We start from the raw sequence: 22,610 nt of genomic DNA on the forward strand, positions 1-22,610 counted from the left end.
GGAAGGCCGCTGTCCTGGCACCTTTTGGTGCAAGGGGTATGATTTGGGGCGCTGCGGTGGCCCCGGGCGCCAAGCTGAGGCAAGGTCGCCACTGGCAGGCTGGGAATTTGCCCCACCTTTGGCATAATGGCGCCCGCAAGGGGAGAGGCTATGAAAACCGATGAAGCGTGGATGCAGCATGCCATTAGCCTGGCGGCTCGGGCGGAAGCCCTGGGCGAGGTGCCGGTAGGGGCCGTGCTGGTGTTAGGCGACGAGGTGGTGGGGGAAGGCTGGAACCAGGTGGTGACCAGTCACGACCCCAGTGCCCATGCCGAGGTGATGGCGCTGCGCCAGGCCGGCGCACGCCTGGGCAACTATCGCTTGCTGGACACCCGGCTCTACGTCACCCTGGAGCCCTGCGTCATGTGCGCCGGGGCCCTGGTGCATGCCCGCATCGGCACCCTGATCTACGGCGCCAGCGATGCCAAGACAGGTGCCGTGGCGTCGGTCTTCCCGGTGTTGCAGGATCCCCATCATAACCACAGGGTCGAGGTGGTGGGGGGCGTGCTGGCCGAGGCCTGCAGTCAGCAGCTCAGCGACTTCTTCCGCCGCCGGCGGGCCGAGCACAAGGCCGCCAAGCTGGCGGCCCGTCAGGCCCCCGACTCGGTCTCCTGACGCAGCTTCAACTCCCAGCCCAGCTCCTGGGCGTATTTCTGCTCCCGGGTCAGGTTCTGCATCAGCAGGGCATTGTCCCGGCACCAGGCCGCTGGCAGGCTCAGGGTCAGCTTGTGCTCCTTGGCCTTGAGGTGCAGCGGCGGCAGGACACCATCCTGGCGTCTGTGATGCAGGGCCACCGCCAGGCGCAGCAGGCGGATGCAGCGCCACAGCGCCTCGTCCTCATGGTTCTGGATGGGGGTGAAGTCGCCGCGCTTGATGGCCTTGCGCTGAAAGCGGGCCATCAGGGCCAAAAACGCCTGTTCCTGCTGGTTGAAGCCTGGCAGATCCGAGTTGGCCAGCAGGTAGGCCGAATGCTTCTGCACCGCGCTGTAGTTGATCACCAGCCCCACCTCATGCAGTTGCGCCGCCCAGGCCAACAGGGGGCGGTAGCTCTCCACCTCCAGTCCCCAGGCGTCCGCCACCTGATCAAACAGCCCCAGCACAGTGGCCTCCACCCGCGCCGCCTGCGCCGGATCGATGTGATACATCTGGGCCAGACCGCTGGCGGTGCGTTCGCGGATATCGCTGTGCTGCTGGCGTTCCGTCAGGCTGTAAAGGCTGCCTTCGCGCAGCGCGCCATCCGAAAAATCCATCTGCTGAATGTGCAAGGCGTCGAACAGCGCCAGTAGTATGGCTACTCCGGCGGCGATCACCGGCCGGCGATCCTCGCTGAGCCCCGGTAGCTTGAGCTGCTCGACGCGCTTTTGCGCCACCATCTGGCTGCGCAGCAGCCTGAGCCCTTCCTGGTCGATCTGCGGGCCTCGCCCGGCGGCCAGCAGCAGCTCATGCACCGCCTTGATGGTGCCCGAGCTACCCAGACACTGCTCCCAGCCCAGCTCCCGATAGCGGGTCATGATGGGTTCTAGCTGGTGCTGGGCCTCCAGGATGGCGGCGTCGAACTGTTCGTCCGTCAGCCGGCCGTTGCCGAAGAAGTGATTGCTGAAGGTGACGCAGCCCATCTTGCGGCTGGTGAGGGCCAGGGGGGCGAACTCTTCGCCTATGATGAGCTCGGTGCTGCCGCCACCGATGTCGATGACCAGCAGACGCCCTTCGGTGTGCTGAGTGTGGGCCACCCCCTGATAGATGAGGCGGGCCTCTTCCAGCCCGGAGATCACCTCCACCGGGTGGCCCAGCAGGGCGCGGGCCTCGGTGAGGAACAAGTCGGCATTGCTGGCCACCCGCAGGGTGAAGGTGCCCGTGATGCGCAGGTTAGCGCGGGGTATGTCCCCCAGCCGCTCACCAAACAGCCGCAGGCAGGCCAGGCCCCGGGCCATGGCCTCCGGGCTCAGCCGCCCGGTCTGCTCCAGCCCTTCGGCCAGCTGCACCCGTTCTTTTAGTCGATCGACAATCTGCAGGCGCCCATCCACCTGGCGGGCGATCACCAGGTGGAAGCTATTGGACCCCATGTCGATGGCGGCCAACCATTCACTGGACATCGGTCTGTTGCTCCTGACGTTTCAAGTAGTCGTAGATGGCGATCTGCGAGCGGATCTTGCGCTTGTTGCCCCGCGGCACATAGCGGTTGCTGGCCTCGGCATCTATGTAGCGCGCCTTGGTGGTGTCGGAGAACTGGATCTCCAGCAGGGTGTGGATGCGCTGCTTCAAGGCCTCGTCATACACGGGCGTGCTGACCTCGATGCGGTGATCCAGGTTGCGCGTCATCCAGTCGGCGGAGCCGATGAAGTAGCGGGGGTTGCCGTTGTTGTGGAATACCAGGACCCGCGGGTGCTCCAGATAGCGGTCTATGATGCTGATGACTTCTATGTTCTCACTCTGGCCTGGCACACCAGGCACCAAAGAGCACATGCCCCGCAAGATCATGCGCACCTTGACGCCGGCCTGGCTGGCCGCATACAGGCGGCTCACCATGCCCTTGTCCACCAGGTTGTTGATCTTGATGGTGATGGCCGCCGGCAGGCCGGCCTTGGCATTGCTGATCTCGTTGTCGATCATGCTGTACAGGCTGCGGCGCATGTTGATGGGGGAGACCAGCAGGTGGTTGAACTTGAAGCGCCGGTAGGGGTGCTCTATGTAGTCGAACACGCCCTCTACCTCGGCGGCCAGTTCGGCATTGCGGGTAAACAGGGCAAAGTCGGTGTAGATCTTGGCGGTCTTCTCGTTGAAGTTGCCGGTGCCGATGTGGGCGTAGCGCACCGCCTCGCCGTTTTCGTGACGGGTGATGAGGCACAACTTGGAGTGGATCTTCAAGGTGGGTAGGCCAAATACCACCTTGACCCCGGCCTCGGTGAGGCGTTGGGCCCAGCGGATGTTGTTCTCTTCGTCGAAGCGGGCCTGCAGCTCCACCACCACGGTTACCCGCTTGCCGTTGTTGGCGGCGTCGATCAGCGAGTCGATGACCCGGGACTGACTGGCCACCCGGTAGATGTTGATCTTGATGCTGCTCACCGCCGGATCGAAGGAGGCCTGGCGCAGCAGCTCGGTGAAGTGCTGGAACTTGTGGTAGGGGTAGTAGAGCAGTATGTCCCCCTCGCTGATGGCGTGAAACGCATTGCGCCGGCGTGAAAAACGGCTGCTCACCAGGGCCGGCAGCTTGGGATTCTCCAGGTAGGAGCGGCCCACGTTAGGGAAGCCGATGAAGTCCTTGAAGTTATGGTAGCGACCGCCGGGCAGCACGGAATCGTAGGCACTGACCCCCAGCTTGGCGCTGAGGAAGCTGGCCATCTCCCGGGGCATCTCCCTGTCATAGGCAAAGCGCACCGGCATGGCGGTGAGGCGCTGCTTCAGGCCGTCACTCATCTTGTCCAGTAGGCTCAGGTCCAGCTGGGAGGAGAGATCGAACTCGGCATCCCGGGTCATCTTGATGGAGTAGGCGGCAATCTCGTCGTATTCAAAGAAACCGGCGAAGATGTCATCCAGGCAGACGCGGATGATGTTATCCAGGATGATGAGCTCCTTGCGCCGCCGGCTGCCATCGGGCGGCATGGGCACGAAACGGGGCAGCTTATCGGTGGGCACTTCGATGAGGGCGTATTTGTTGGGCTGCCCATCCTTCTTCATCATCACCGCCAGGTAGGTGTACTGATCCTTCAAGAAGGCCACGGGATCCGAGTCCTTGGTCAGCAGGATTGGGCTGATATGGCGCAGCACCTTGTCCTGGAAGAACTTGCGCAGCCAGATCTGATTGCGTTCGGAGATCTGGCTTTCGTTGATGAGGAAAATATTGTGCCGCGCCAGGGCCAGCATCAGCTCCCGGTAGGTGGCATCGAACACCTCACCCAACCGCATCACCTTGGCCTTGACCTCGGCCAGCAGCTCGTTGTTGCCGTTGTCTTCATTGTGCTCGGTGTCGATGAGGGCGCGCCGCTTGAGCTCGGCCACCCGCACCTTGAAGAATTCGTCCTGATTGTTGGAGAAGATACCTAAGAAGCGCACCCGCTCGATCAGGGGCACACTCTTGTCCTGGGCTTCCTGCAATACCCGCTCATTGAAGGATAACCAGCTGAGTTCCTTTTCAATCCACTGCTTGTCGTTGCTCACGATACAACCCTACTTGTGTGCTCAGGCCGGGCGGCCTTGCTGTGCTCTGGTGCTCTGACCCCTGGGGGTACTGGTCAACCACGGGCCTTGTGCTGGCCGTGCGCGCTGGCGGCGCGTGCGTGATAGTTGACTTATTATATTTCAGAAACATGACGGGCGTGTGACCGCACAGTCCTGCTAAGGGCAGACCCATCAGGGCGCCATATCGGCTAACATACCCCATGGTATCGCGGTCGTCATGGCCTCTTGTGGGCCTCATCGGCAGGATTTCATTCCACGCCCAGCACCCCTGTAACAAAAGTGTCATCTTGCAGACATACAATGCGCCGGTATTCAGTACATTCGAGGTTTTCGATGTCCACCCAAACCCCAAACCTGACCATGTCCGGCAGCGCCAGGCGGCGCATCAAGGACAAGTTGGCAAGTGTTGGCGTCACCACCGGGGGTATCCTGGTACTGGTGGCGCTGCTGCTTATCTTCTTCTACCTGCTCTACGTGGTGAAACCCGTGTTCGAGAGCGCTAAGGTAGAGCCCGTCAGCCAGTTCTCCTTGTCCTTGTCTGGTGAGCCCGTGCTCCTGGGCATGGATGATCAGCAGGACATCGGCTACCGCTTCAGCCGGCAGGGGGGAATGGATTTCTTCTCCATCAAGCCCCAGTCTGGTTATCCGGTGGGCCAGGTGATTCTGCACCAGCAACTCGACGAAGCCGTGACCAGTGTCAGCATCACCGCCTCGGCGACGCCCATGGTGGTGTTTGGCCTGGATAACGGCACCGCCCGTGTGGTGCAGCCCGGCTTCCTCATCACCTATCCCAACGACAAGCGCACCACACAAGCGGTGGTGAAGTCGCCCCTGGGTGACGAGCCGCTGGTGCTGGACGAGCAGGGCCGCGCCATCACAGGGCTGGCCTTCGAAGCCAAGAGCGACAAGCGGCTGTTCGCGGTGCAGACAGTGGATGATCAGCTGGCGCTGGTGGCTCAGGAAGGGGAGGAGAACTTCCTCTCCGGCGAGGTGGAGTGGCAGACCAACCACTACAGCATGCCGGCCATGAACGGCCACATCGATCAGCTGTTGCTGACACCGGATCTGCGTTACCTGCTGGTGCGGGGTGGCAACCTGCTGTCGGTCTACAACATCAGCGACCTGAGCAACATCAAATTGCGCAGCGCCATCGAGGTGAATGAACCGGGCGCCCAGGTGACCGGCATCAGCCTGCTCAGCGGCGCCTCCTCCATCATGGTGACCAACGACAATGGCGTCATCTCCCAGTGGTTCGAGGTGGTGCGCAACGGTCAGCGGGAATTCACCCGCATCCGTGACTTCCAGGCCGAAGGCAGTGTCCGTCTGCTGGCCGCCGAACACAGCCGCAAGGGCTTTGTCACCCTGTCAGGCGATCACCAGTTGGGCCTGTTCCATGCTACCGGTGAGACCCGTCTACTGAGCCAGTCCCTGGGCGATGTGGCTGTGACTTCCCTGGCCCTGGCGCCGCGCAACAACGGCTTGCTGGTGGAGCGCCAAGGGGGCTTTGACTACTACAGGGTCAAGAATCATCACCCCGAAGTGACCTGGAGCGCCCTCTGGTCCAAGGTGTGGTACGAAGGCTATCCCGAGCCGCAGTTTGTCTGGCAGTCCACCTCAGCCTCAGATGACTTCGAGGGCAAGTTCAGTCTGGTGCCCCTGGCCTTTGGTACCCTGAAGGCTGCGGCCTACGCCATGCTGTTTGCCGTGCCCATCGCCCTGGCGGGCGCCATCTTCGCCGGTTACTTCATGTCCGCCGGCATGCGCAAGGTGGTCAAACCCACGGTAGAGATCATGGCGGCCCTGCCCACCGTGATCCTGGGCTTCTTGGCGGGCCTGTGGTTGGCGCCCTTCATCGAGCAGCACCTGCCCGGGGTGGCGCTGTGCCTTATCCTGTTACCCCTGTCCATGCTGGCGGCGGCCTTTGCCTGGCATCAGATGCCCCGCCGCATCAAGGAGCGGGTGCCGGATGGCTGGCAGGCCCTGATCCTGGTGCCCGTGGTGTTGCTGGTGGGCTATGGCTGCTTTGCCTTCAGTCCGCTGCTGGAAGACTGGTTCTTCAACGGCAATGCCCGCGGCTTCATCACTCATGATCTGGGCATCCGCTTCGACCAGCGCAACGCCCTGATCGTGGGCATCGCCATGGGCTTTGCGGTGATCCCCACCATCTTCTCCATCGCCGAAGACGCCGTCTTCTCGGTGCCCAAGCACCTGACCCAGGGCTCGCTGGCTCTGGGGGCCACCCCCTGGCAGACCCTGAGCCGGGTGGTGATCCTGACCGCCAGCCCCGGGATCTTCTCGGCGGTGATGATGGGGCTTGGCCGTGCCGTGGGGGAGACCATGATAGTGTTGATGGCCACCGGCAATACCCCTGTGATGGACTTCAGCATCTTCGAGGGGCTGCGGACCCTGTCGGCCAACATCGCCGTGGAGATGCCGGAATCGGAGGTGGGCAGCTCCCACTATCGCATCCTGTTCCTGGCGGCCTTCGTGCTCTTTATCTTCACCTTTATCTTCAACAGCGTGGCGGAGTTTGTCCGGCAGCGTCTGCGTGACAAATACAGCTCCATGTAAGGCGAGCAGAGGAATACGGCAAGATGAAAAAATGGATAAACTCCGGCTCCCCCTGGATCTGGCTTACCGGCGGTGCCGTGAGCCTGAGCCTGGTGGCGGTCATCGGCCTCCTGGTGCTGATCGGTTGGCGTGGCCTGGTCTACTTCTGGCCCCACACCATCTACCAATGGCAACTGGATGAGAACGGTCAACAGAGCGTCCTCATCGGTGAACTCAACGACAGCGAACCCGTGCCCACCGCCCGCCTGGAGGCCTCCGGCCGCCAGTTCCCGGAGGGGACCCCAGAGGTGCTGGAGCGCTACCTGGTGAAGACCGGCAACCGCGAGTTTGTGCCGCTGGACTTTCGCTGGGTGCTGGAAACCGACATCCAGGGGCGTGAGACGCCCAAGGATCTGGCGGTGATCGAGCGCACCACCAACGGCAACTTCTACGGCACCGTCACCCAGCTGCTGGAGCAGGGGCAGGTGGTGGCCGGCGACCTGCACAGCCAGCTGGAGGCCCGGTTGGCGCGGGTGCAGGATCTCAACGACCGCACCCGGGATCTGCAAAAAGGCGCCATTGGTGCCATCAACTACCAGCTGGAGAAGCTGCGCTTGAAGGAGCGTCGCCTGGAGCTGGATCATGCCCTGACCGAAGCGGCCAAGCAGGAGCTGGCGCAGGCGCGCCAGGCCCTGAACGACGAGTACCATCTCCACGAGAAGGAGCTGTTCGATCTGCGTGCCCAGGCCGAGCGGGATACCCTGGTGGTGAAGGACATGCGCGGCGTCGAGGTACAGATCCCCATGGCCCAGGTGCTGGACGTGGCCTGGCCCAACGACATGAGCCTGCTGCAGAAGATAGGTCACTGGTTCCATCAGATCGGCAAGTTCGTCAGCGATGATCCCCGGGAAGCCAACACCGAAGGCGGTGTTTTCCCGGCCATCTTCGGCACCGTCTTCATGGTGCTGCTGATGACCGTCATCGTTACCCCGCTGGGGGTGGTGGCTGCGGTCTACCTGCACGAGTATGCCGGCAAGAACGCCCTGACCAAGATCATCCGCATCGCTGTGATCAACCTGGCGGGGGTTCCCTCCATCGTTTACGGTGTGTTTGGTCTGGGCTTCTTCGTCTACGTGCTGGGGGGCGCATCGACAAGCTGTTCTACCCCGAGGCCCTGCCGAGCCCCACCTTCGGTTCACCCGGGGTGATCTGGTCGGCCCTGACCCTGGCCATCCTGACCCTGCCGGTGGTGATCGTCTCCACCGAAGAAGGTCTGGCCCGGATCCCCAGCGCCGTCCGTCACGGCTCCCTGGCCCTGGGGGCCACCAAGGCCGAGACCCTGTGGCGCATCGTGCTGCCCATGGCCAGCCCCGCCATCATGACGGGGCTCATCCTGGCCATTGCCCGGGCGGCCGGTGAGGTGGCGCCCCTGATGCTGGTGGGGGCGGTGAAGCTGGCGCCCACCCTGCCGCTGGATGGCAACTTCCCGTACTTCCATGTGGAGCGCAAGTTCATGCACCTGGGCTTCCATATTTTCGACGTGGGCTTCCAGAGCCCCAACGTGGAGGCGGCGCGTCCGCTGGTGTATGCCACCTCCTTCTTGCTGGTGACCGTCATCGTGGGGTTGAACCTCACCGCCATCAGCATCCGTAACCATCTGCGCGAGAAATACCGGGCGCTGGATAACTGATCCGCCGTCTTTTGAATTGAGGAAACTATGATTACCGTTACCCCAACTGGCAGTACCAACGACACCCTGGATCTTGGCAATCTGGCCCCGGAGCGCACCGCCTTGGAGGTCAAGGAGCTGAACCTGTTCTATGGCAACAAGCAGGCGCTGTTTGACATCAACATGAAGATCCCCAAGGGGCAGGTGACCGCCTTCATCGGCCCGTCCGGCTGTGGCAAGTCCACCCTGCTGCGCTGCATCAACCGCATGAACGACCTGGTGGAAATCTGCCGCATCGAAGGTCAGATCTGCCTGCATGGCCAGAACATCTACGACAAGAGCGTGGACGTGGCAGCCCTGCGGCGTCGGGTGGGCATGGTGTTCCAGCGCCCCAATCCCTTCCCCAAGTCCATCTACGAGAACGTGGTCTACGGCCTGCGCCTGCAGGGCATCAATGACCGGCGGGTGCTGGACGAGGCGGTGGAGCGCTCCTTGCGCGGCGCTGCCTTGTGGGAAGAGGTGAAGGACCGGCTGCACGAGAACGCCTTCGGCCTGTCCGGTGGTCAGCAGCAGCGTCTGGTGATCGCCCGGGCCATCGCCATCGAACCGGAAGTGCTGCTGCTGGATGAACCCACCTCGGCGCTGGATCCCATCTCCACCCTGACCATCGAGGAGCTCATCAACGAGCTCAAGAGCAAGTACACTGTGGTTATCGTGACCCACAACATGCAGCAGGCGGCCCGGGTGTCAGATCAGACCGCCTTCATGTACATGGGGGAGATGATCGAGTACGCCGATACCAACACCATCTTCACCAAGCCGAAGATGAAGAAGACCGAAGATTACATCACAGGCCGCTACGGCTAAGCCCGGCCCAAGAGGATTTGAGCAATGGATAACATGAATCTGAACAAGCACATCTCCGGCCAGTTCAACACCGAGCTGGATGCGGTGCGCAACAATGTGCTGGCCATGGGCGGCTTGGTGGAGCAGCAGCTGGGGGATGCCCTGACCGCCCTGCACCAGCAGGATCAGGATCTGGCCCGCAAGGTGGTGGAGACCGATCTGCAGGTCAACGGCATGGAAGTGAGCATCGACGAGGAGTGCACCCGCATCATCGCCAAGCGTCAGCCGGCCGCCTCCGACCTGCGCCTCATCCTGATGATCTCCAAGACGGTGACGGATCTGGAACGCATGGGGGATGTGGCGGAGCGTCTGGTGCGCATGGTGCTCAACAACACCAGCCGGCCGCAGCCGCTGCTGGTCTCCCTGGAGAGCATGGGCCGTCAGTGCATCAAGATGCTGCACGACGCCCTGGATGCCTTCGCCCGCATGGACGTAGAAGCCGCAGTGCAGCTCTACCATGACGACGACAAGATTGACCAGCTCTACGAGGGCATCATCCGTCAGCTGATGACCTACATGATGGAAGATCCCCGCACCATTCCCCAGGTCATGGAGGTGTTGTGGGCCGCCCGGGCGCTGGAGCGCATCGGTGACCGCTGCCAGCACATCAGCGACTACATCATCTACTGCGTCAAGGGCAAGGACGTGCGCCACACCAAGGTGTCCGATCCCAACGCCATCTAAGCGTGCGCACGCTTGGCATGACACCGCAGGGGGAGCTTAGGCTCCCCTGATTTTTACGTTCCCGGACAGGGTGTGTGGTTAAAAAATAACCGTCGCCAACATTTTCTTCACAAGCTATAATCCGCGCCCGTTTCGGCTTCCTTAAGAAGAGTCCCGCCATGCAGTCACCGGCCATCACTCTGTTTGATTATCCCAAGTATTGGGCGCACCACCTGGGGCCGGCACCTTTCCTGCCCATGAGCCGGGCCGAGATGGACAAGCTGGGCTGGGACAGCTGCGACATCATCATCATCAGCGGCGATGCCTATGTGGATCACCCCAGCTTCGGCATGGCGGTGGTGGGGCGTTTCCTCGAGGCCCAGGGCTTTCGGGTTGGCATCATTGCCCAGCCGGATTGGAACAGCAAAGACGCCTTCATGTCCCTGGGGCGGCCCAACCTCTTCTTCGGTGTGTCGGCCGGCAACATGGACTCCATGATCAACCGCTACACCGCCGACAAGAAGCTGCGCCACGACGATGCCTACACTCCGGGCAACGAGGGGGGCAAGCGGCCGGATCGCGCCACCCTGGTCTACTCTCAGCGCTGCAAGGAAGCCTACAAGGACGTGCCCGTGGTGCTGGGGGGCATCGAAGCCTCCTTGCGACGCATTGCCCACTACGACTACTGGTCCGAGACCATACGCCGCTCCGTGCTGATGGATGCCAAGGCCGATCTACTGGTGTTCGGTAACGCCGAGCGACCGCTGGCGGAGATCGCCCACCGCTTCGCCCGCGGTGAGAGCCTGGCCCAGATGCAGGACATCCGCGGCACCGCCGTCATCCGCAAGGAGGCCTTGCCGGGCTGGCGGGGCGTGGACTCCACCCGGCTGGATCAGCTGGGGCGCATCGACCCCATCCCCAACCCCTACATGGAAGGCGCGCCCTGTAGCGACACGCCCGAGACACAAGTGGGGCAGGGAGCCGAGGCGAAGCCGGTGCTGGTGCAGCCCGCCAAGCCCAAGCCCTGGGAGCTGACCTATGTACTGCTGCCGTCGTTTGAGAAGGTGAAGGGGGACAAGGTGCTCTACGCCCACACCTCCCGGGTGCTGCACCAGGAGACCAACCCCGGCTGCGCCCGGGCCCTGCTGCAACCCCATGGCGACCGGGCCATCTGGGTCAACCCGCCGGCCTTGCCGCTCTCCACCGAGGAGATGGACGGCGTGTTCGCGCTGCCGTACCAACGGGTGCCCCATCCGGCCTACGGCAAGGCCAAGATCCCGGCCTACGACATGATCAAGACCTCGGTGAACATCATGCGTGGCTGCTTTGGCGGCTGCACCTTCTGCTCCATCACGGAACACGAGGGGCGCATCATCCAGAGCCGTTCCGAGGGTTCCATCCTGCAGGAGATCGAGGCGATCCGCGACAAGGTGCCGGGCTTCACCGGGGTGATCTCAGACCTGGGCGGACCCACCGCCAACATGTACGGCTTGCGCTGCAAGAACCCGCGGGCCGAAGAGACCTGCCGGCGCGCCTCCTGCGTGTATCCGGTGATCTGCCCGCACATGGACACGGACCACACTCCCACCATCAACCTGTACCGCAAGGCGCGTGATCTCAAGGGCATCAAGAAGATACTCATCGCCTCTGGCGTGCGCTACGACCTGGCGGTGGAGGATCCGCGCTACATCAAGGAGCTGGCCAAGTACCATGTGGGCGGCTACCTGAAGATTGCCCCGGAGCACACCGAAGAGGGGCCCCTGTCCAAGATGATGAAACCGGGCATGGGCAGCTATTACCGCTTCAAGGAGCTGTTTGACAAGTACTCCCAGGAGGCCGGCAAGCAGCAGTACCTGATCCCCTATTTTATCGCCGCTCACCCGGGCACCTCGGACGAGGACATGGTGAACCTGGCGCTCTGGCTCAAGGCCAACGACTTCAAGCTCGACCAGGTGCAGAATTTCTACCCGTCGCCCCTGGCCACCGCCACCACCATGTATTACTCGGAGGTGGATCCGCTGCACAAGGTGACCTACAAGTCCGGCACTGTGTTTGTCGCCAAGGGCGAGCGCCGTCGCCGGTTGCACAAGGCGATACTGCGTTATCACGACCCCGCCGGCTGGCCCATGATCCGCGAGGCCCTGCAAGCCATGGGGTTAAGTCGTCTCATCGGCAAGGGGCCCCAGCATCTGGTGCCGCCCGCCGGCCCCGCCGATCACCAGCCCGCCAGCCGAGGCGGCAAACCCGCGCTGACCCGTCACAGCCCCATCAGCCAGCAGCGCAACCCGGCTGCCCGGCAGGATGAGGCGCGCCAGGGTAAGCCGGCGTCGTCTCGTCCGTCCGCCAACCGAGGCGACGCCAAGGGCGCGGCCGCAGGCAAGGGGCCTGCGGCGGGCAAGACCCCATCGGCAGCCAAAGGCCGTCCAAGCGGGGCGGGGAGCGGACGGGCTGCGACGCGCCAGGGCACGGCTTCCACCGCCCGCGCTGAGCAGGGCAAGCCGAAAGGCCGGGGTCGCCAGGCCTAAGCCAGAAGCGTCATGAGCCGTCACAACGGCGTCAGGTTCGTAAGATCCTGGCGCCGTTTGCTTTTTGTCATTTTTGTGCTACCCGCCTCATTGTCCGAATGACACCCTACCCGTTACTATCTGCTCACATGGATGTAAGAACAGGTAAAGGATCAGCCTGGGGTAGCTGTAAGCCCGGGGCGGTAGCCTGCCTGCACGGCAGTAAAATCATTCCGGCAGATCCAGACGCAAATCAGACAACGGGCTGCGCACCCCATTGGCGCCCTGCTGCAGTACATGGGTGTAGATCTGAGTGGTGCGCACATCGCTATGACCCAGCTGCTCCTGCACGGTGCGGATATCCGCACCCCGGGCCAGCAGGTGGGTAGCAAAGCTGTGCCGCAGGGTATGGCAGCTGACCACCTTGCCCAATTGCAGCTGACGCGCCGCCTGGCGGACGGCTTTTTGCAGCACGCTGGCGTCCAGGTGATGCCGACGCAGCTTGCCGCTATAGGGATCCCGGCTCAGATGACTGGCCGCAAACAGGTAATGCCAGCCAAATTCGTGTGGCGCGGCCGGGTACTTGCGTGCCAGGGCATCGGGTAGCCATACCCCGGCATACTCAGGATTCTGCAAATCGGCCTGATAATAGTGGCGCACCTGAGCCACCTGTTGTTGCAGGGCCGGCAATAGCTCGGAGGCCAGGGTGACCCGTCTGTGCTTGCCACCTTTGCCGTTCCAGATCATCAACGACAGATACTGGACGTCCACATCCTGCACTCGTAGACGCATGGCCTCCATCAACCTCAGACCACTGCCGTACAGCAACTGGGCCGGCAATTGCAGATGAACCGGCAAGGCCGCCAGCAGGGCCGCCACCTCCCGAGGGGTCAGCACAGACGGCAGCTTGGGGGCGCGCTGACTGGGGCGGAACGCCAGTTGCAGGGCAAAGGGGCGATCCAGCACCCGTTTATACAGAAACACCAAGGCATTGAGTGCCTGGGCCTGGGTTTTGGCCGAGACGTGCCGCTCATCCGCCAAAAAGGTAAGAAACTGGCCGACCTCGGCCTCAGCCAGTTCGGCAGGATGTACGAGGCCATGGTAGCGGATATAAAAACGGATCCAGTACAGATAGGCCTCTATGGTGCTCATGGCATAACGCAGCACCAGCATCTGCTCATAGATGGATGCCAGAAAGGGGGAGGAAGGTTTGCGCATGGGATACCTCAATCAACTGTGTTTATATACAGTTTAAATTCGATCAGGTCCCAGTGCTGGATAGGTGGCAAATTTGCCACCTATCCACACAGGCAAGAAAGATGGCATGTTTATTGTTGTAGAAACAGACAGTTGCAAGGGCACAGATCTGACCCCAATGGAACTAGGCGGCCAGCCTCTGTGGATAGGTGGCATTTCGCCGCAGAATAAATTGTTGTGTGTAATTAATGAGAACCATACATGATTTTTGATAAACATAAAGAATTAGCACAAAAATATCATGTTGATGATATCGCTAGTGCACTTGTTCCCAGTACAAGCATTTCTAATTTTCTTGGTGAATTAGAAACATCAAAAATTTCTATGATGTCTCGCCGTTTCCTAGCTAAAAATAAATTTATAGCACTAGAACGATTTGCTAATGGCACGATAAATTTTGATGAATATGAGTTATTAGCCAAGCAAGAAAAAGTCATAAGAATTATGACTATTGAAAAAGAAAAACAAGAAGAAGCAGCAAGAAAAGAAAAATTTCAGCTCGAATTAAAAGCGAAATATGAGTTGCAAAGAAAAATTGAAAGAGAACGACAAAAAGCACTTGAAAAAGACCCTAATTACATAAGAAAGCAAAAGCTAATAAAATTAAAACAGAAATATGACTTAGATTTTTATATAGAGAAAAACGATTACAATCGTTTAATGTCACTTATAGATAAAATTGATAAAGGGCACAGAATAACTCCAGAAGATATCGTATGGCTCACTTTGAGTAGAGATGATTTATATCGAGGTTATTTTACTGACTCTCTAAATAAGAAACATCATAAAAATGAGGCTGAACACATTATAAAAGAGTATGAGGTCAAAAATGACCACTGGTTAGCTGTAAATGCAAGTAGTCATTATAGAAAGGCTTGCGAACCAAAAAGTGCAATATCTATATTGTCAAAAATAAAATTAGACAGCATCACAAATAAAAAATTAAAATCTGCAATTTGCACAACTCATGGTGGAGCTTTACGCGATATAGCAGAATGGACTAATGCAATTAGCCTAGGTGAAACAGCATTTTCATTTACACCAGATAACTTCAGGCCATGCACACTACTTGGTGCTATCTATATGGAAACTTCTCATTTTGAGCTTGGTCAAGAATGGTATCGCAAAGCCATTGATCGCGGTTTTAGTGAAAAATCTGTCGATGATGAAATAAAATCAATTTTCAAAAAAGCAGATGAAAACCAAAAAGAGGCTTTACGGAATTATTTATTAAAGTTAGACGGACATAGATATAGATGGGTAAATGATAAAAAGCTTTGATTTTAGCTTATTGTTCACACACAACAAAAACTTGGTGTGGGACTGCTACGCAGCCCCACAAGTAAAAGTTAGGCAGCAAAGAAGACCAGATGGAACGAAACCTTAAGGAAACGCTTGATGGGTGGGAGATATCACTGAATAGAAATATTCATATGTATACCCACGCTTTATCGGTAAAAAATGGGGTGTATAAGCTAAACATCGACTGTGAGGATTTGCCTACCGATGTGAAAACCATTGGTATATGGCTGTATAACCTAGATGTTCCAGACGCCTTAAAAACTGAACTTAAAGATCTTTTACTTAAGTGGACAATGCAATTCGAGGTTACTTTCAAAATATATATCTCGAGGGATGGATTTGTTACCAATGCCCACCAATAAATAAAAAATCAGGGATTTTCATGGATGCCATCGCATATAACAGACAGCTGGATTCTAAACTTGCCGCAAGTGGTGAAGTGAACCAAGAGTTATTTTTCAAATTTACTGACGCTCATAGTTACGATGCAGCAAGTTCTGTTGGCTGGCTTGAAGCCAAGTTGCGAGTGCTTCAATCTCGGATTTCTCGTGGAGAGGCTCTATCTCTCTATGAACCAGAAACTAAATCGCAGCGCATAGTAGCTACAATAGCTGAATTCGAAAGTTGGGTATCCATCAACTTCCCTAGCGCCGAAGTTTAAACTCCCGACTTATATCTCTAACCTTTAGGTCAATCGGTGCGGCTGCCGATGTGGCTATGCCTAACAAATAGTTCAAGTCGTTCGCTTCGCTCGCTGGGACGCGCATAAAGCCGCGCGCCCCATAACTAAAATGTTAGGTTTTCCGTTCAACGGAGAGATATATTAATGAGTTCTTCATTGATCGACATTTTAGATACAAGTGTAAAAATTGGCTTAGGTGCAATAATTGCAGCAATCACAAGCATTACAACATTATATCTGAACCGTAAGCATGAAATAGATAAAGATTCTAGCATCAGGCAACAAAGACTGCATGATGAAAAAAAAGTAAAATACGTTGAATTTTGTGCTTTATCTCAGGCATTGCTTCAAAAATATATGTTTGAGAATTGCACATGCCAAGACGAAGATTATTTATCCTATTTAAGGTGCTTTAATGAGTTACAGATTATATCTACTGATGAAATTAGAGAGGCAGCATATAATACTCTGTCATCCGTAAATCAATTCATTACCGTTAGACATTCAAGAGATGAACGCGAATTCATGGAGCAACTAAAAGTTGACGCAGGCAATAAAATTGCTCTATTCCAAAAGATCGCCCAACAAGAAATCACTGAGAGTTTTAAGTAAGCGAAACCTAACAAATAGTTTAAGTCGTTTGCTTCGCTCACTGGGACGCGCATAAAATCCGCGCGCCCCATAACTAAAATGTTAACCTGAATTTTGAGACTTCATCTTGTATAAATTACTCACTAATCTTGCCTTATTAATCACATTTTTTTGGCTAATTAATGCTCCAAATTATGATTCTGCATCTGCTTTCGTCCTAGCTTTAGCTGCGATATTCAAAGATGAACTATTTGGCTTCATTGGAAAAACATTTATTTCTTTAACACCTAAATCAAAACTAATAAAAAATTTTGACTCATTGAGCTATTCCTTTACATCTGAGCCATTCATTAACCCAGCCATTTTAGAAGATCTAAATGGACTTATATCAGATCAAGGGGATGAAATTGTTTCAATCAATATACTTAAATCCAATAGGTCAAATAGATATTATGGAGAAGTCAATGCTGGTTATGATGGTGAACAAAAGATTGTAATAACATACACATCTGAGAAGTTTAATGTATCTTATCGATACTTAGGCTGTTCCCCCAGTGGAATTCACATACTCAGACTAGACTCTCATTATGGTGGCTCAGGTATTTTTTCAAATATTGTATTAGTAACAATAAGCAAAGACACCTTCATCAATGTAGATGGCAACAACATTAAAAAAGAAGACCGTCTTATTTTAAAGAAAATAAGTTCTATTGCTTTAGGTGATAGATATCAAGGTCATCCATGTTATAAAAATCTTTTACTACACATTCCAGCTTGCCATGGCATGCAAACCATTCATAAAAGAACAATTCGATACCTGATATTATAAATCAGGTTAACAAGTTTTTAATGTCGGATGGCTTTGCCACCGCATAAAACGAAGTTAGCCAACTTAGGTAATATAGATATGGATTTAAGCCTATCCCCAAAAGACGTTGCGTGCAAAGAACAACGTGAGAAATTAATTGCATCAATGAAAACAACAGCCATAAATAGATATAACGCTTCTAATCGTCTTTCTTGGCAGGCAAAAGTTACATTCAGTGTATCTACTTTATTTTCGCTTGGCTTGATTTTTATTCCGCTAATGCAACTAGCTAAAGCGCCATTAATTCTCAACGGCGATATACTAAGCGCAATTCAAATATTTTTAGCTGTAGCAATTCTTGTTTATTCCATAATAATCGGAACGGCAAGATTTGAATTGCGCAGCGAACAACTTAATGATTGCGGTGATAAAATAAAGAATTTAATACGAGAATTGAGGGTTGTAAATATTGAAGACAAAAGCAAGGAAGCTGATATACTGAAAGACTTTCAAAAACAATATGCAACTATAATTGCTGATGTTGAAAATCATGAACGAAGTGATTATATACTAACAATACTACGTTCACCTGATTTATTTCAGTTGAGTTTTTTAGGTAGAGTGAATTACTGTATAAAATATTATTTATTAGCAATAATTCCGTATATTACACCTATAGTATTGGTCACAATTGAACTTTTCCTCATTACCGATATGTTTGGAGCAACATCTGTGTTTTCTCCCTACTTAACAGCATCAAAGTAATCAGTTGGCTAACAAAAACTTGAAACTGGACGGCATTTCATGCCGCCATTTAAGTAAAAGTTAGGCGCCTACTCATGGACATACAGTTCAGCATCTGGCTCGCAACGAAAACCCGATGGGCTCATCTCACCAAGACCATTCCAATGGCGGTGGTCCCACGCGTTGGTGAGTTCATGAAGTTTGACAACGCGGAGGTTGGTGACTATTTCGCGTGGAAGGTGACGCAGGTGACCTACCTAGAATCTGGGGCTATCGAAGTCTGGACTGAGTTGCTGGACAACGTTGAAGAATGCGGATATTCATTCGAGAACGAAGAGGAGTTTGATGAATACCTCAAGTCCTATGCCGCCGAAGGCTGGTTGTGTCCGCATGGTGTTGGCCAAAACAATCACTACAAGGGCGCTCATCATGGGCCGTCCGGCGCCTAACCCATCATTCCACCGGACTTGCGCGGAAAGCCGCGCAAGTCCAGCGAATTCAGACGTTAGAGGGTTCAATGTCGCTTCTCCAAGTTTCATCAAGTCGCCTTGGTCACGATTCAGACTGCCGGATATGTGGAGCGGGTAGCACCATTAGTTTCAACTGGGAATACGCCAAAACGACCGATCGACCAGACGCTAGGAGAGACTTATCAATATTTGTATCTCCTCAGGAAATGCGATGGGGCACCATCTATCAATGTTCTAATTGTGGTCAGCCGTGGTATCTAGACGCCAACGCACAATTCATGAACTTCGTTCCTCGTGAACGCATTAGGTTGATTCAAGAATGGAATGAACGCCCGATACTTATTGGCTCCGAACACCTATCCAAACTGAAAGAGATTGGCCGTACCCCACCCGATCTGTATGGAAACGGCGCCGAATTTAATGAAACACCATGTGGGGTTCTCACGAAATCTGGCGAGAGAATAGACTTGGCTATTGTTTCGATTCAACGGCACGCGCCATTCGAAGATTGGCGGCAGTACCGCCTTGCATCAGAAATCGAATCCATCTACTCCAGCCCATACGCACTGCCTTTGCATGTAAGGGTGGCAACGTCAAGAGCAGATGAAATTCGGATGGGTTTTGCCCCAACTTTGGTAGAACTACCTAATGGGCAAGTAGTAGTCCTGAATTGGAGGCAGAATTTCTTCGTAAGAGAAGAGATCGATGCGGGTGCAATCATGCTGTCACAGAAAAGGCTCGATATGAAAAGCCCACCAGAGATCTACTCCCCGCCAAAAAACATCACGTATTTTGTCGCCGACACACTGATAGAGGAGCGGTTAAAAGTATCGCCCTCTAGCCAATCGTTCAACGCGGACCCTCAAAAAGCGGGCTTGCTTCGCAAGCTATTCCGTTTTTTGAGAGCCGGTTAACTCCAACGTTATGACTTTGAAGTCTGAAACCAGAAATTGCGATAGCTCATTACAAGCTGGGAAAATTATCAAGTGAAGAGATCGTAAAATTGGCTGACTCTTGGCTAGAGCAAGGAATATTTTCAGATTCAATTAACTATCTTGCTATGGAAACGACTCCGATTATGGCCACTGTTGGGCCAATGCTTGAAAATGTCATTTCTGAGCTAGGGGGCGAAGTTCCATCAAAAGTTTTAGCGGCAAAAATAGCAGCTAAAGATGTCGTGGAAAGAATGGTATCTGGTGATATTGATCTAATGAAAGGTGCCAACTTTCTTTATTGGGATATTCACCATGAAGTAACAGATGAACTTCCTGATGGCAAATATTTTGGTGCAAATCTCGGTTTTGAACATATCTTTTGTTGGCTCAGGGAAATTTGGGATTGCCAAGATGGTTCGATGATTCTCTACTACACCGACTTGCCGAGAGAACAAGCTGAACAAAAATTCCTGGAGCATCTCAAAGACGAGGCGGAGAAGTGGCTTGAGAGCAAGTCATAAAAAACAACTGCAGCGGATCAATTTACGTTGCGCTTCTATTTTCCGCTCAGTTGGGCTTTAGGTTTCACAACATGGACACACAGGAAACGCAGCTCCCAAATGATGGAAGAACTATTTGGGCCGGCATGGGCGACTACATTCTTGTCTCGCCAAATGGAAGACACCGAATTGAGCTTATCTACGAAAGTGAGCCTCCACATGGTGATTCTTATCATCAAGGAATATTCGATGGTCAACCGTTTCCTGGCCATCTATGGGGTTGCATGTTTGCATTCTCCCCATGTTCGCGCTACTTCGTGTTCAGTTGGATGTCAAAGTTGTTTGAGCGTCTGACCGTAGTGGCTGATCTTCAAGCACGGCGCTATTTTGTTTTGCCCGCCTATCTCTATGACTTTCAGGTGTGTTGGCCATCAATTGTCGGCAAAGGCAAGCTGTCTTCGGACAAGCAATACTCGTTCAGAGGAAATGAGCAGTGGCTGTCATACTAAAACCTAACCGGCACTCAACCTTGCTTCTTTCAGTCGCTGGACGCTGCGCGATAAAGCCACGCAGCGCCGGTTAGCTCTATGTTGGATGGGATCCATTCTTAGGAAAATGGAAAACATGCGTGGCATAATTGAATACGAAATCAACAAAGATGATCTCATTGACTTTCATCTTTATTATGCAAAAAACTCTAAAGCCATAAAAAATCAAATAAGAGGGGCGCAAATCACTTTACTTGTAATGCATGCAGTTTCAATTGCCTGTTTTTACATGTTGTTTGATGGACTACCCAGAGTGTTTTCGATTGTTTTCGTTCTCATATTTGGATTTATTCAAATAATTACATATGAATTTCGGCAAAACATGAAGATTATCCGTTACGTAAATAAACTTTTTGATAGCAATGCTAGTAAGTACCTTCTCGGAAGGAAGTCCATAACAATAAACACTAATTCAATATTATTTACCGACGAAAACACAGAGTTAAAATTTTCAATCACACCTGACGTAACCATCAAGGAATCCGAGAAAAGTTATTTTATTTTCAGAAGCGAAGCCCCTGCGATAATCTTACCAAAGAAATTTATATCCGATGGAAATGTAAGGGAAGCACTCCTAAGTTTATTGAATAAATAATCATCTAACAAATAGTTAAAGTCGTTCGCTTCGCTTACTGTAATGCGCAAAAGTCACTCGTGAAACATTACTACAGTGTTGCGTGTAAAAACACACGCATTCGGCAACCATGTCAAAGGACTGAGAATGAATGATAAAGTAATATACGAAAGCAAAAACTATAAGCTAACACCGACTAGTTTCACCTACCAGGGATATACAGAGCCACTAAAAAATATTGCTGACTTGTTTGTGGTGGAAAATGGGAGGAAAGAAAAAATAATCGCTGGGTTAACGCTTAGTGTTTGGGGGGTGTTTTTTTCATTTGCAGTAGGTAATGTCATCGCATTATTTATACTTGCACCAAGTATGGGGGAGGCAGGATCTTTAACCATTTCAGACATACAAACTTTAAGTTTGTTATTGTTTTTTTCGGTATTCTTTGTTATTGGTTATGTTATGAGAGCAAAATACAGATTATTCATAGTAAAATCAAACGGTTCTAAAGGATCAATAGACAAAAATAGAACATCCCGTGAGGAGTTCGATAAGTTAATATCCGCGGTCAAGCAAGCAATATGTGAGCATTGTTGAGTACACACAACCACAGTTCAAATAGTTCGCTATTATTACTGGAGGGTGTTCAATATTCTGTGTCAGCCGATCATAGGTCAATATGATCATCCAATCTGCCGGGGAAATGGATCGATAGCTGCGACAGCGTCAGATTCCAATTCTGGATGGGGAGCGTCCAGCGTTCTGATGCCTGCAACATACCGGCGTATAACAGCTTGAGCAAACTGTTTTCATTGGCGAAACCGCCTTTGGTTTTCGTCAGTTTGCGGAACTGCCGGTGTACCGCCTCGACCGCATTGGTCGTGTAGATGGCGGTTCTGACGTATTCCGGGTATTTAAAATAGGCCGACAGCGTCTCCCATTTATTGCGCCAGGATTTAATGACGACTGGGTATTTCTCGCCCCACTTGGCCTCCAACTCATCCAGCGCCGATTCAGCCGCACTCAGGGTAGCCGCTTTGTACACGCACTTAAGATCCACCATGAAGGCTTTCTGGTTCTTGCTGGCAACATATTTCAATGAGTTGCGGATCTGGTGGATGACGCAGTGCTGAACTTCCGTTCGAGGATAGATACTTGCGATGGCCTCAGGGAAGCCCTTCAAGCCATCCACACAGGCAATCAGTATGTCTTTGACACCCCGGTTATGCAGATCGGTCAGCACGCTTAACCAGTGATGGGCCCCTTCATACTCTGACAGATAAAGACCGAGCAGCTCTTTTTTACCTTCGACATTCAGGCCCAGAATGGTGTAAACGGCCTTGGTGATATAGCGGCCATTTTCCTTGATTTTGTAGTGAATGGCATCGAGCCACATCACCGGATAAATCGCATCCAGCTCACGGTCACGCCAGGCTTGTAACTCAGGCAGCAGCTTGTCAGTCACGGCGTTGAGCGTACCGTTGGACAGATGGATACCGTACAACTCTTCGATATGCGCCCGGATATCCTGGTAGCTAGTTCCAAGCGCAAACAGGGCGATGATTTTGCGCTCCAGCTCGTCAGTCAACTGGGTCTGGTGTTTTTTGATGATTTGCGGCTCAATGAATCGCCACCGGTTTTCTAGACACCTCACAGTTAGATAAACTAACGCAAAGAGAGGTGTTTCAATGAGCG

Annotated in this window: 21 protein-coding genes and 1 pseudogene; 18 read left to right on the top strand and 4 right to left on the bottom strand. The window is 53.9% G+C overall.

The genetic code is table 11. From position 1 onward, the window contains the following. The first annotated feature begins 150 nt into the window (after window positions 1-150). Window positions 151-654: a tRNA adenosine(34) deaminase TadA gene (gene tadA, locus ABD847_RS05280; RefSeq protein WP_345010767.1), complete on the top strand. Its 504-nt coding sequence runs from the start codon at window positions 151-153 to the stop codon at window positions 652-654. Here the strand turns inward: tadA and ppx are convergent. Next, window positions 630-2,132: an exopolyphosphatase gene (gene ppx, locus ABD847_RS05285; RefSeq protein WP_345010769.1), complete on the bottom strand. Its 1,503-nt coding sequence runs from the start codon at window positions 2,130-2,132 to the stop codon at window positions 630-632. The genes tadA and ppx overlap by 25 nt on opposite strands. Continuing rightward, window positions 2,122-4,194, bottom strand: a complete 2,073-nt coding sequence (ppk1, locus tag ABD847_RS05290) for a polyphosphate kinase 1 (RefSeq protein ID WP_345010771.1) — start codon at window positions 4,192-4,194, stop codon at window positions 2,122-2,124. Before ppk1 ends, ppx begins: the two co-directional genes overlap by 11 nt. A 354-nt stretch (window positions 4,195-4,548) precedes the next feature. Here ppk1 and ABD847_RS05295 point away from each other — a divergent pair, with 354 nt between their 5' ends. From ABD847_RS05295 to ABD847_RS05315, 5 genes and pseudogenes are all read left to right on the top strand, one after another. After that, the gene (locus tag ABD847_RS05295; protein ID WP_345010773.1) at window positions 4,549-6,786 is read left to right on the top strand and encodes an ABC transporter permease subunit; all 2,238 of its coding nucleotides are present in this window, start codon (window positions 4,549-4,551) and stop codon (window positions 6,784-6,786) included. A 23-nt stretch (window positions 6,787-6,809) separates the two neighbouring features. Further along, window positions 6,810-8,455 (top strand): annotated as a pseudogene (gene pstA / locus ABD847_RS05300) (phosphate ABC transporter permease PstA). Window positions 8,456-8,482: 27 nt separating this feature from the next. After that, entirely contained in the window at window positions 8,483-9,301 is an 819-nt protein-coding gene (gene pstB / locus ABD847_RS05305; RefSeq protein WP_345010775.1) for a phosphate ABC transporter ATP-binding protein PstB, read from the top strand. A 24-nt stretch (window positions 9,302-9,325) separates the two neighbouring features. After that, the gene (phoU, locus tag ABD847_RS05310; RefSeq protein WP_345010776.1) at window positions 9,326-10,024 is read left to right on the top strand and encodes a phosphate signaling complex protein PhoU; all 699 of its coding nucleotides are present in this window, start codon (window positions 9,326-9,328) and stop codon (window positions 10,022-10,024) included. Between the two features lie 158 nt (window positions 10,025-10,182). Next, window positions 10,183-12,528, top strand: a complete 2,346-nt coding sequence (locus tag ABD847_RS05315) for a YgiQ family radical SAM protein (RefSeq protein WP_345010777.1) — start codon at window positions 10,183-10,185, stop codon at window positions 12,526-12,528. A 207-nt stretch (window positions 12,529-12,735) separates the two neighbouring features. On the opposite strand, the gene ABD847_RS05320 is transcribed toward ABD847_RS05315, so the two are convergent. Next, a complete protein-coding gene (locus ABD847_RS05320; protein WP_345010778.1) occupies window positions 12,736-13,725 on the bottom strand; it encodes an integron integrase in 990 nt (329 codons plus the stop codon). 240 nt (window positions 13,726-13,965) lie between these two features. On the opposite strand from ABD847_RS05320, the gene ABD847_RS05325 reads away from it, so the two are divergent. The 12 genes from ABD847_RS05325 (at window position 13,966) to ABD847_RS05380 (ending at window position 21,512) form a co-directional block, all read left to right on the top strand. Further along, window positions 13,966-15,045 carry a hypothetical protein gene (locus tag ABD847_RS05325; protein WP_345010779.1) on the top strand — a complete coding sequence of 360 codons (1,080 nt, stop codon included), beginning with the start codon at window positions 13,966-13,968 and terminating at the stop codon, window positions 15,043-15,045. 89 nt (window positions 15,046-15,134) lie between these two features. Further along, window positions 15,135-15,428, top strand: a complete 294-nt coding sequence (locus ABD847_RS05330) for a hypothetical protein (protein ID WP_345010780.1) — start codon at window positions 15,135-15,137, stop codon at window positions 15,426-15,428. 20 nt (window positions 15,429-15,448) lie between these two features. Then, entirely contained in the window at window positions 15,449-15,727 is a 279-nt protein-coding gene (locus ABD847_RS05335) for a hypothetical protein (protein ID WP_345010781.1), read from the top strand. 165 nt (window positions 15,728-15,892) lie between these two features. Beyond that, a complete protein-coding gene (locus ABD847_RS05340; RefSeq protein ID WP_345010782.1) occupies window positions 15,893-16,360 on the top strand; it encodes a hypothetical protein in 468 nt (155 codons plus the stop codon). Between the two features lie 106 nt (window positions 16,361-16,466). Further along, a complete protein-coding gene (locus ABD847_RS05345) occupies window positions 16,467-17,168 on the top strand; it encodes a hypothetical protein (protein WP_345010783.1) in 702 nt (233 codons plus the stop codon). Window positions 17,169-17,246: 78 nt separating this feature from the next. Beyond that, window positions 17,247-17,912: an SLATT domain-containing protein gene (locus ABD847_RS05350; protein WP_345010784.1), complete on the top strand. Its 666-nt coding sequence runs from the start codon at window positions 17,247-17,249 to the stop codon at window positions 17,910-17,912. Window positions 17,913-17,986: 74 nt separating this feature from the next. Further along, on the top strand, window positions 17,987-18,340 hold the full coding sequence (locus ABD847_RS05355) for a hypothetical protein (protein WP_345010785.1): 354 nt from the start codon (window positions 17,987-17,989) through the stop codon (window positions 18,338-18,340). Window positions 18,341-18,639: 299 nt separating this feature from the next. After that, window positions 18,640-19,275 carry a hypothetical protein gene (locus tag ABD847_RS05360; RefSeq protein ID WP_345010786.1) on the top strand — a complete coding sequence of 212 codons (636 nt, stop codon included), beginning with the start codon at window positions 18,640-18,642 and terminating at the stop codon, window positions 19,273-19,275. 89 nt (window positions 19,276-19,364) lie between these two features. Beyond that, entirely contained in the window at window positions 19,365-19,817 is a 453-nt protein-coding gene (locus ABD847_RS05365; RefSeq protein WP_345010787.1) for a hypothetical protein, read from the top strand. 71 nt (window positions 19,818-19,888) lie between these two features. Beyond that, the gene (locus ABD847_RS05370) at window positions 19,889-20,305 is read left to right on the top strand and encodes a hypothetical protein (RefSeq protein WP_345010788.1); all 417 of its coding nucleotides are present in this window, start codon (window positions 19,889-19,891) and stop codon (window positions 20,303-20,305) included. 115 nt (window positions 20,306-20,420) lie between these two features. Then, window positions 20,421-20,939: a hypothetical protein gene (locus ABD847_RS05375; RefSeq protein ID WP_345010789.1), complete on the top strand. Its 519-nt coding sequence runs from the start codon at window positions 20,421-20,423 to the stop codon at window positions 20,937-20,939. 126 nt (window positions 20,940-21,065) lie between these two features. Then, the gene (locus tag ABD847_RS05380; RefSeq protein WP_345010790.1) at window positions 21,066-21,512 is read left to right on the top strand and encodes a hypothetical protein; all 447 of its coding nucleotides are present in this window, start codon (window positions 21,066-21,068) and stop codon (window positions 21,510-21,512) included. 70 nt (window positions 21,513-21,582) lie between these two features. Here ABD847_RS05380 and ABD847_RS05385 read toward each other — a convergent pair. Then, window positions 21,583-22,610 (bottom strand): IS256 family transposase (locus ABD847_RS05385; protein WP_345010791.1); only part of this gene is annotated, 1,028 nt, incomplete at its 5' end.

Source organism: Pseudaeromonas paramecii, assembly GCF_039540575.1.
In the GTDB taxonomy this organism is placed as follows: Bacteria; Pseudomonadota; Gammaproteobacteria; order Enterobacterales; family Aeromonadaceae; genus Pseudaeromonas; species Pseudaeromonas paramecii.

Excerpts from the sequence above, each read along its gene's own strand:
- tadA (WP_345010767.1), top strand. The coding sequence starts at position 151 with ATGAAAACCGATGAAGCGTGGATGCAGCATGCCATTAGCCTGGCGGCT.
- ppx (WP_345010769.1), bottom strand. The coding sequence starts at position 2,132 with ATGTCCAGTGAATGGTTGGCCGCCATCGACATGGGGTCCAATAGCTTC.
- ABD847_RS05295 (WP_345010773.1), top strand. The coding sequence starts at position 4,549 with ATGTCCACCCAAACCCCAAACCTGACCATGTCCGGCAGCGCCAGGCGG.
- pstB (WP_345010775.1), top strand. The coding sequence starts at position 8,483 with ATGATTACCGTTACCCCAACTGGCAGTACCAACGACACCCTGGATCTT.
- phoU (WP_345010776.1), top strand. The coding sequence starts at position 9,326 with ATGGATAACATGAATCTGAACAAGCACATCTCCGGCCAGTTCAACACC.
- ABD847_RS05315 (WP_345010777.1), top strand. The coding sequence starts at position 10,183 with ATGCAGTCACCGGCCATCACTCTGTTTGATTATCCCAAGTATTGGGCG.
- ABD847_RS05320 (WP_345010778.1), bottom strand. The coding sequence starts at position 13,725 with ATGCGCAAACCTTCCTCCCCCTTTCTGGCATCCATCTATGAGCAGATG.
- ABD847_RS05325 (WP_345010779.1), top strand. The coding sequence starts at position 13,966 with ATGATTTTTGATAAACATAAAGAATTAGCACAAAAATATCATGTTGAT.
- ABD847_RS05330 (WP_345010780.1), top strand. The coding sequence starts at position 15,135 with ATGGAACGAAACCTTAAGGAAACGCTTGATGGGTGGGAGATATCACTG.
- ABD847_RS05335 (WP_345010781.1), top strand. The coding sequence starts at position 15,449 with ATGGATGCCATCGCATATAACAGACAGCTGGATTCTAAACTTGCCGCA.
- ABD847_RS05340 (WP_345010782.1), top strand. The coding sequence starts at position 15,893 with ATGAGTTCTTCATTGATCGACATTTTAGATACAAGTGTAAAAATTGGC.
- ABD847_RS05350 (WP_345010784.1), top strand. The coding sequence starts at position 17,247 with ATGGATTTAAGCCTATCCCCAAAAGACGTTGCGTGCAAAGAACAACGT.
- ABD847_RS05355 (WP_345010785.1), top strand. The coding sequence starts at position 17,987 with ATGGACATACAGTTCAGCATCTGGCTCGCAACGAAAACCCGATGGGCT.
- ABD847_RS05360 (WP_345010786.1), top strand. The coding sequence starts at position 18,640 with ATGAACTTCGTTCCTCGTGAACGCATTAGGTTGATTCAAGAATGGAAT.
- ABD847_RS05370 (WP_345010788.1), top strand. The coding sequence starts at position 19,889 with ATGGACACACAGGAAACGCAGCTCCCAAATGATGGAAGAACTATTTGG.
- ABD847_RS05375 (WP_345010789.1), top strand. The coding sequence starts at position 20,421 with ATGCGTGGCATAATTGAATACGAAATCAACAAAGATGATCTCATTGAC.
- ABD847_RS05380 (WP_345010790.1), top strand. The coding sequence starts at position 21,066 with ATGAATGATAAAGTAATATACGAAAGCAAAAACTATAAGCTAACACCG.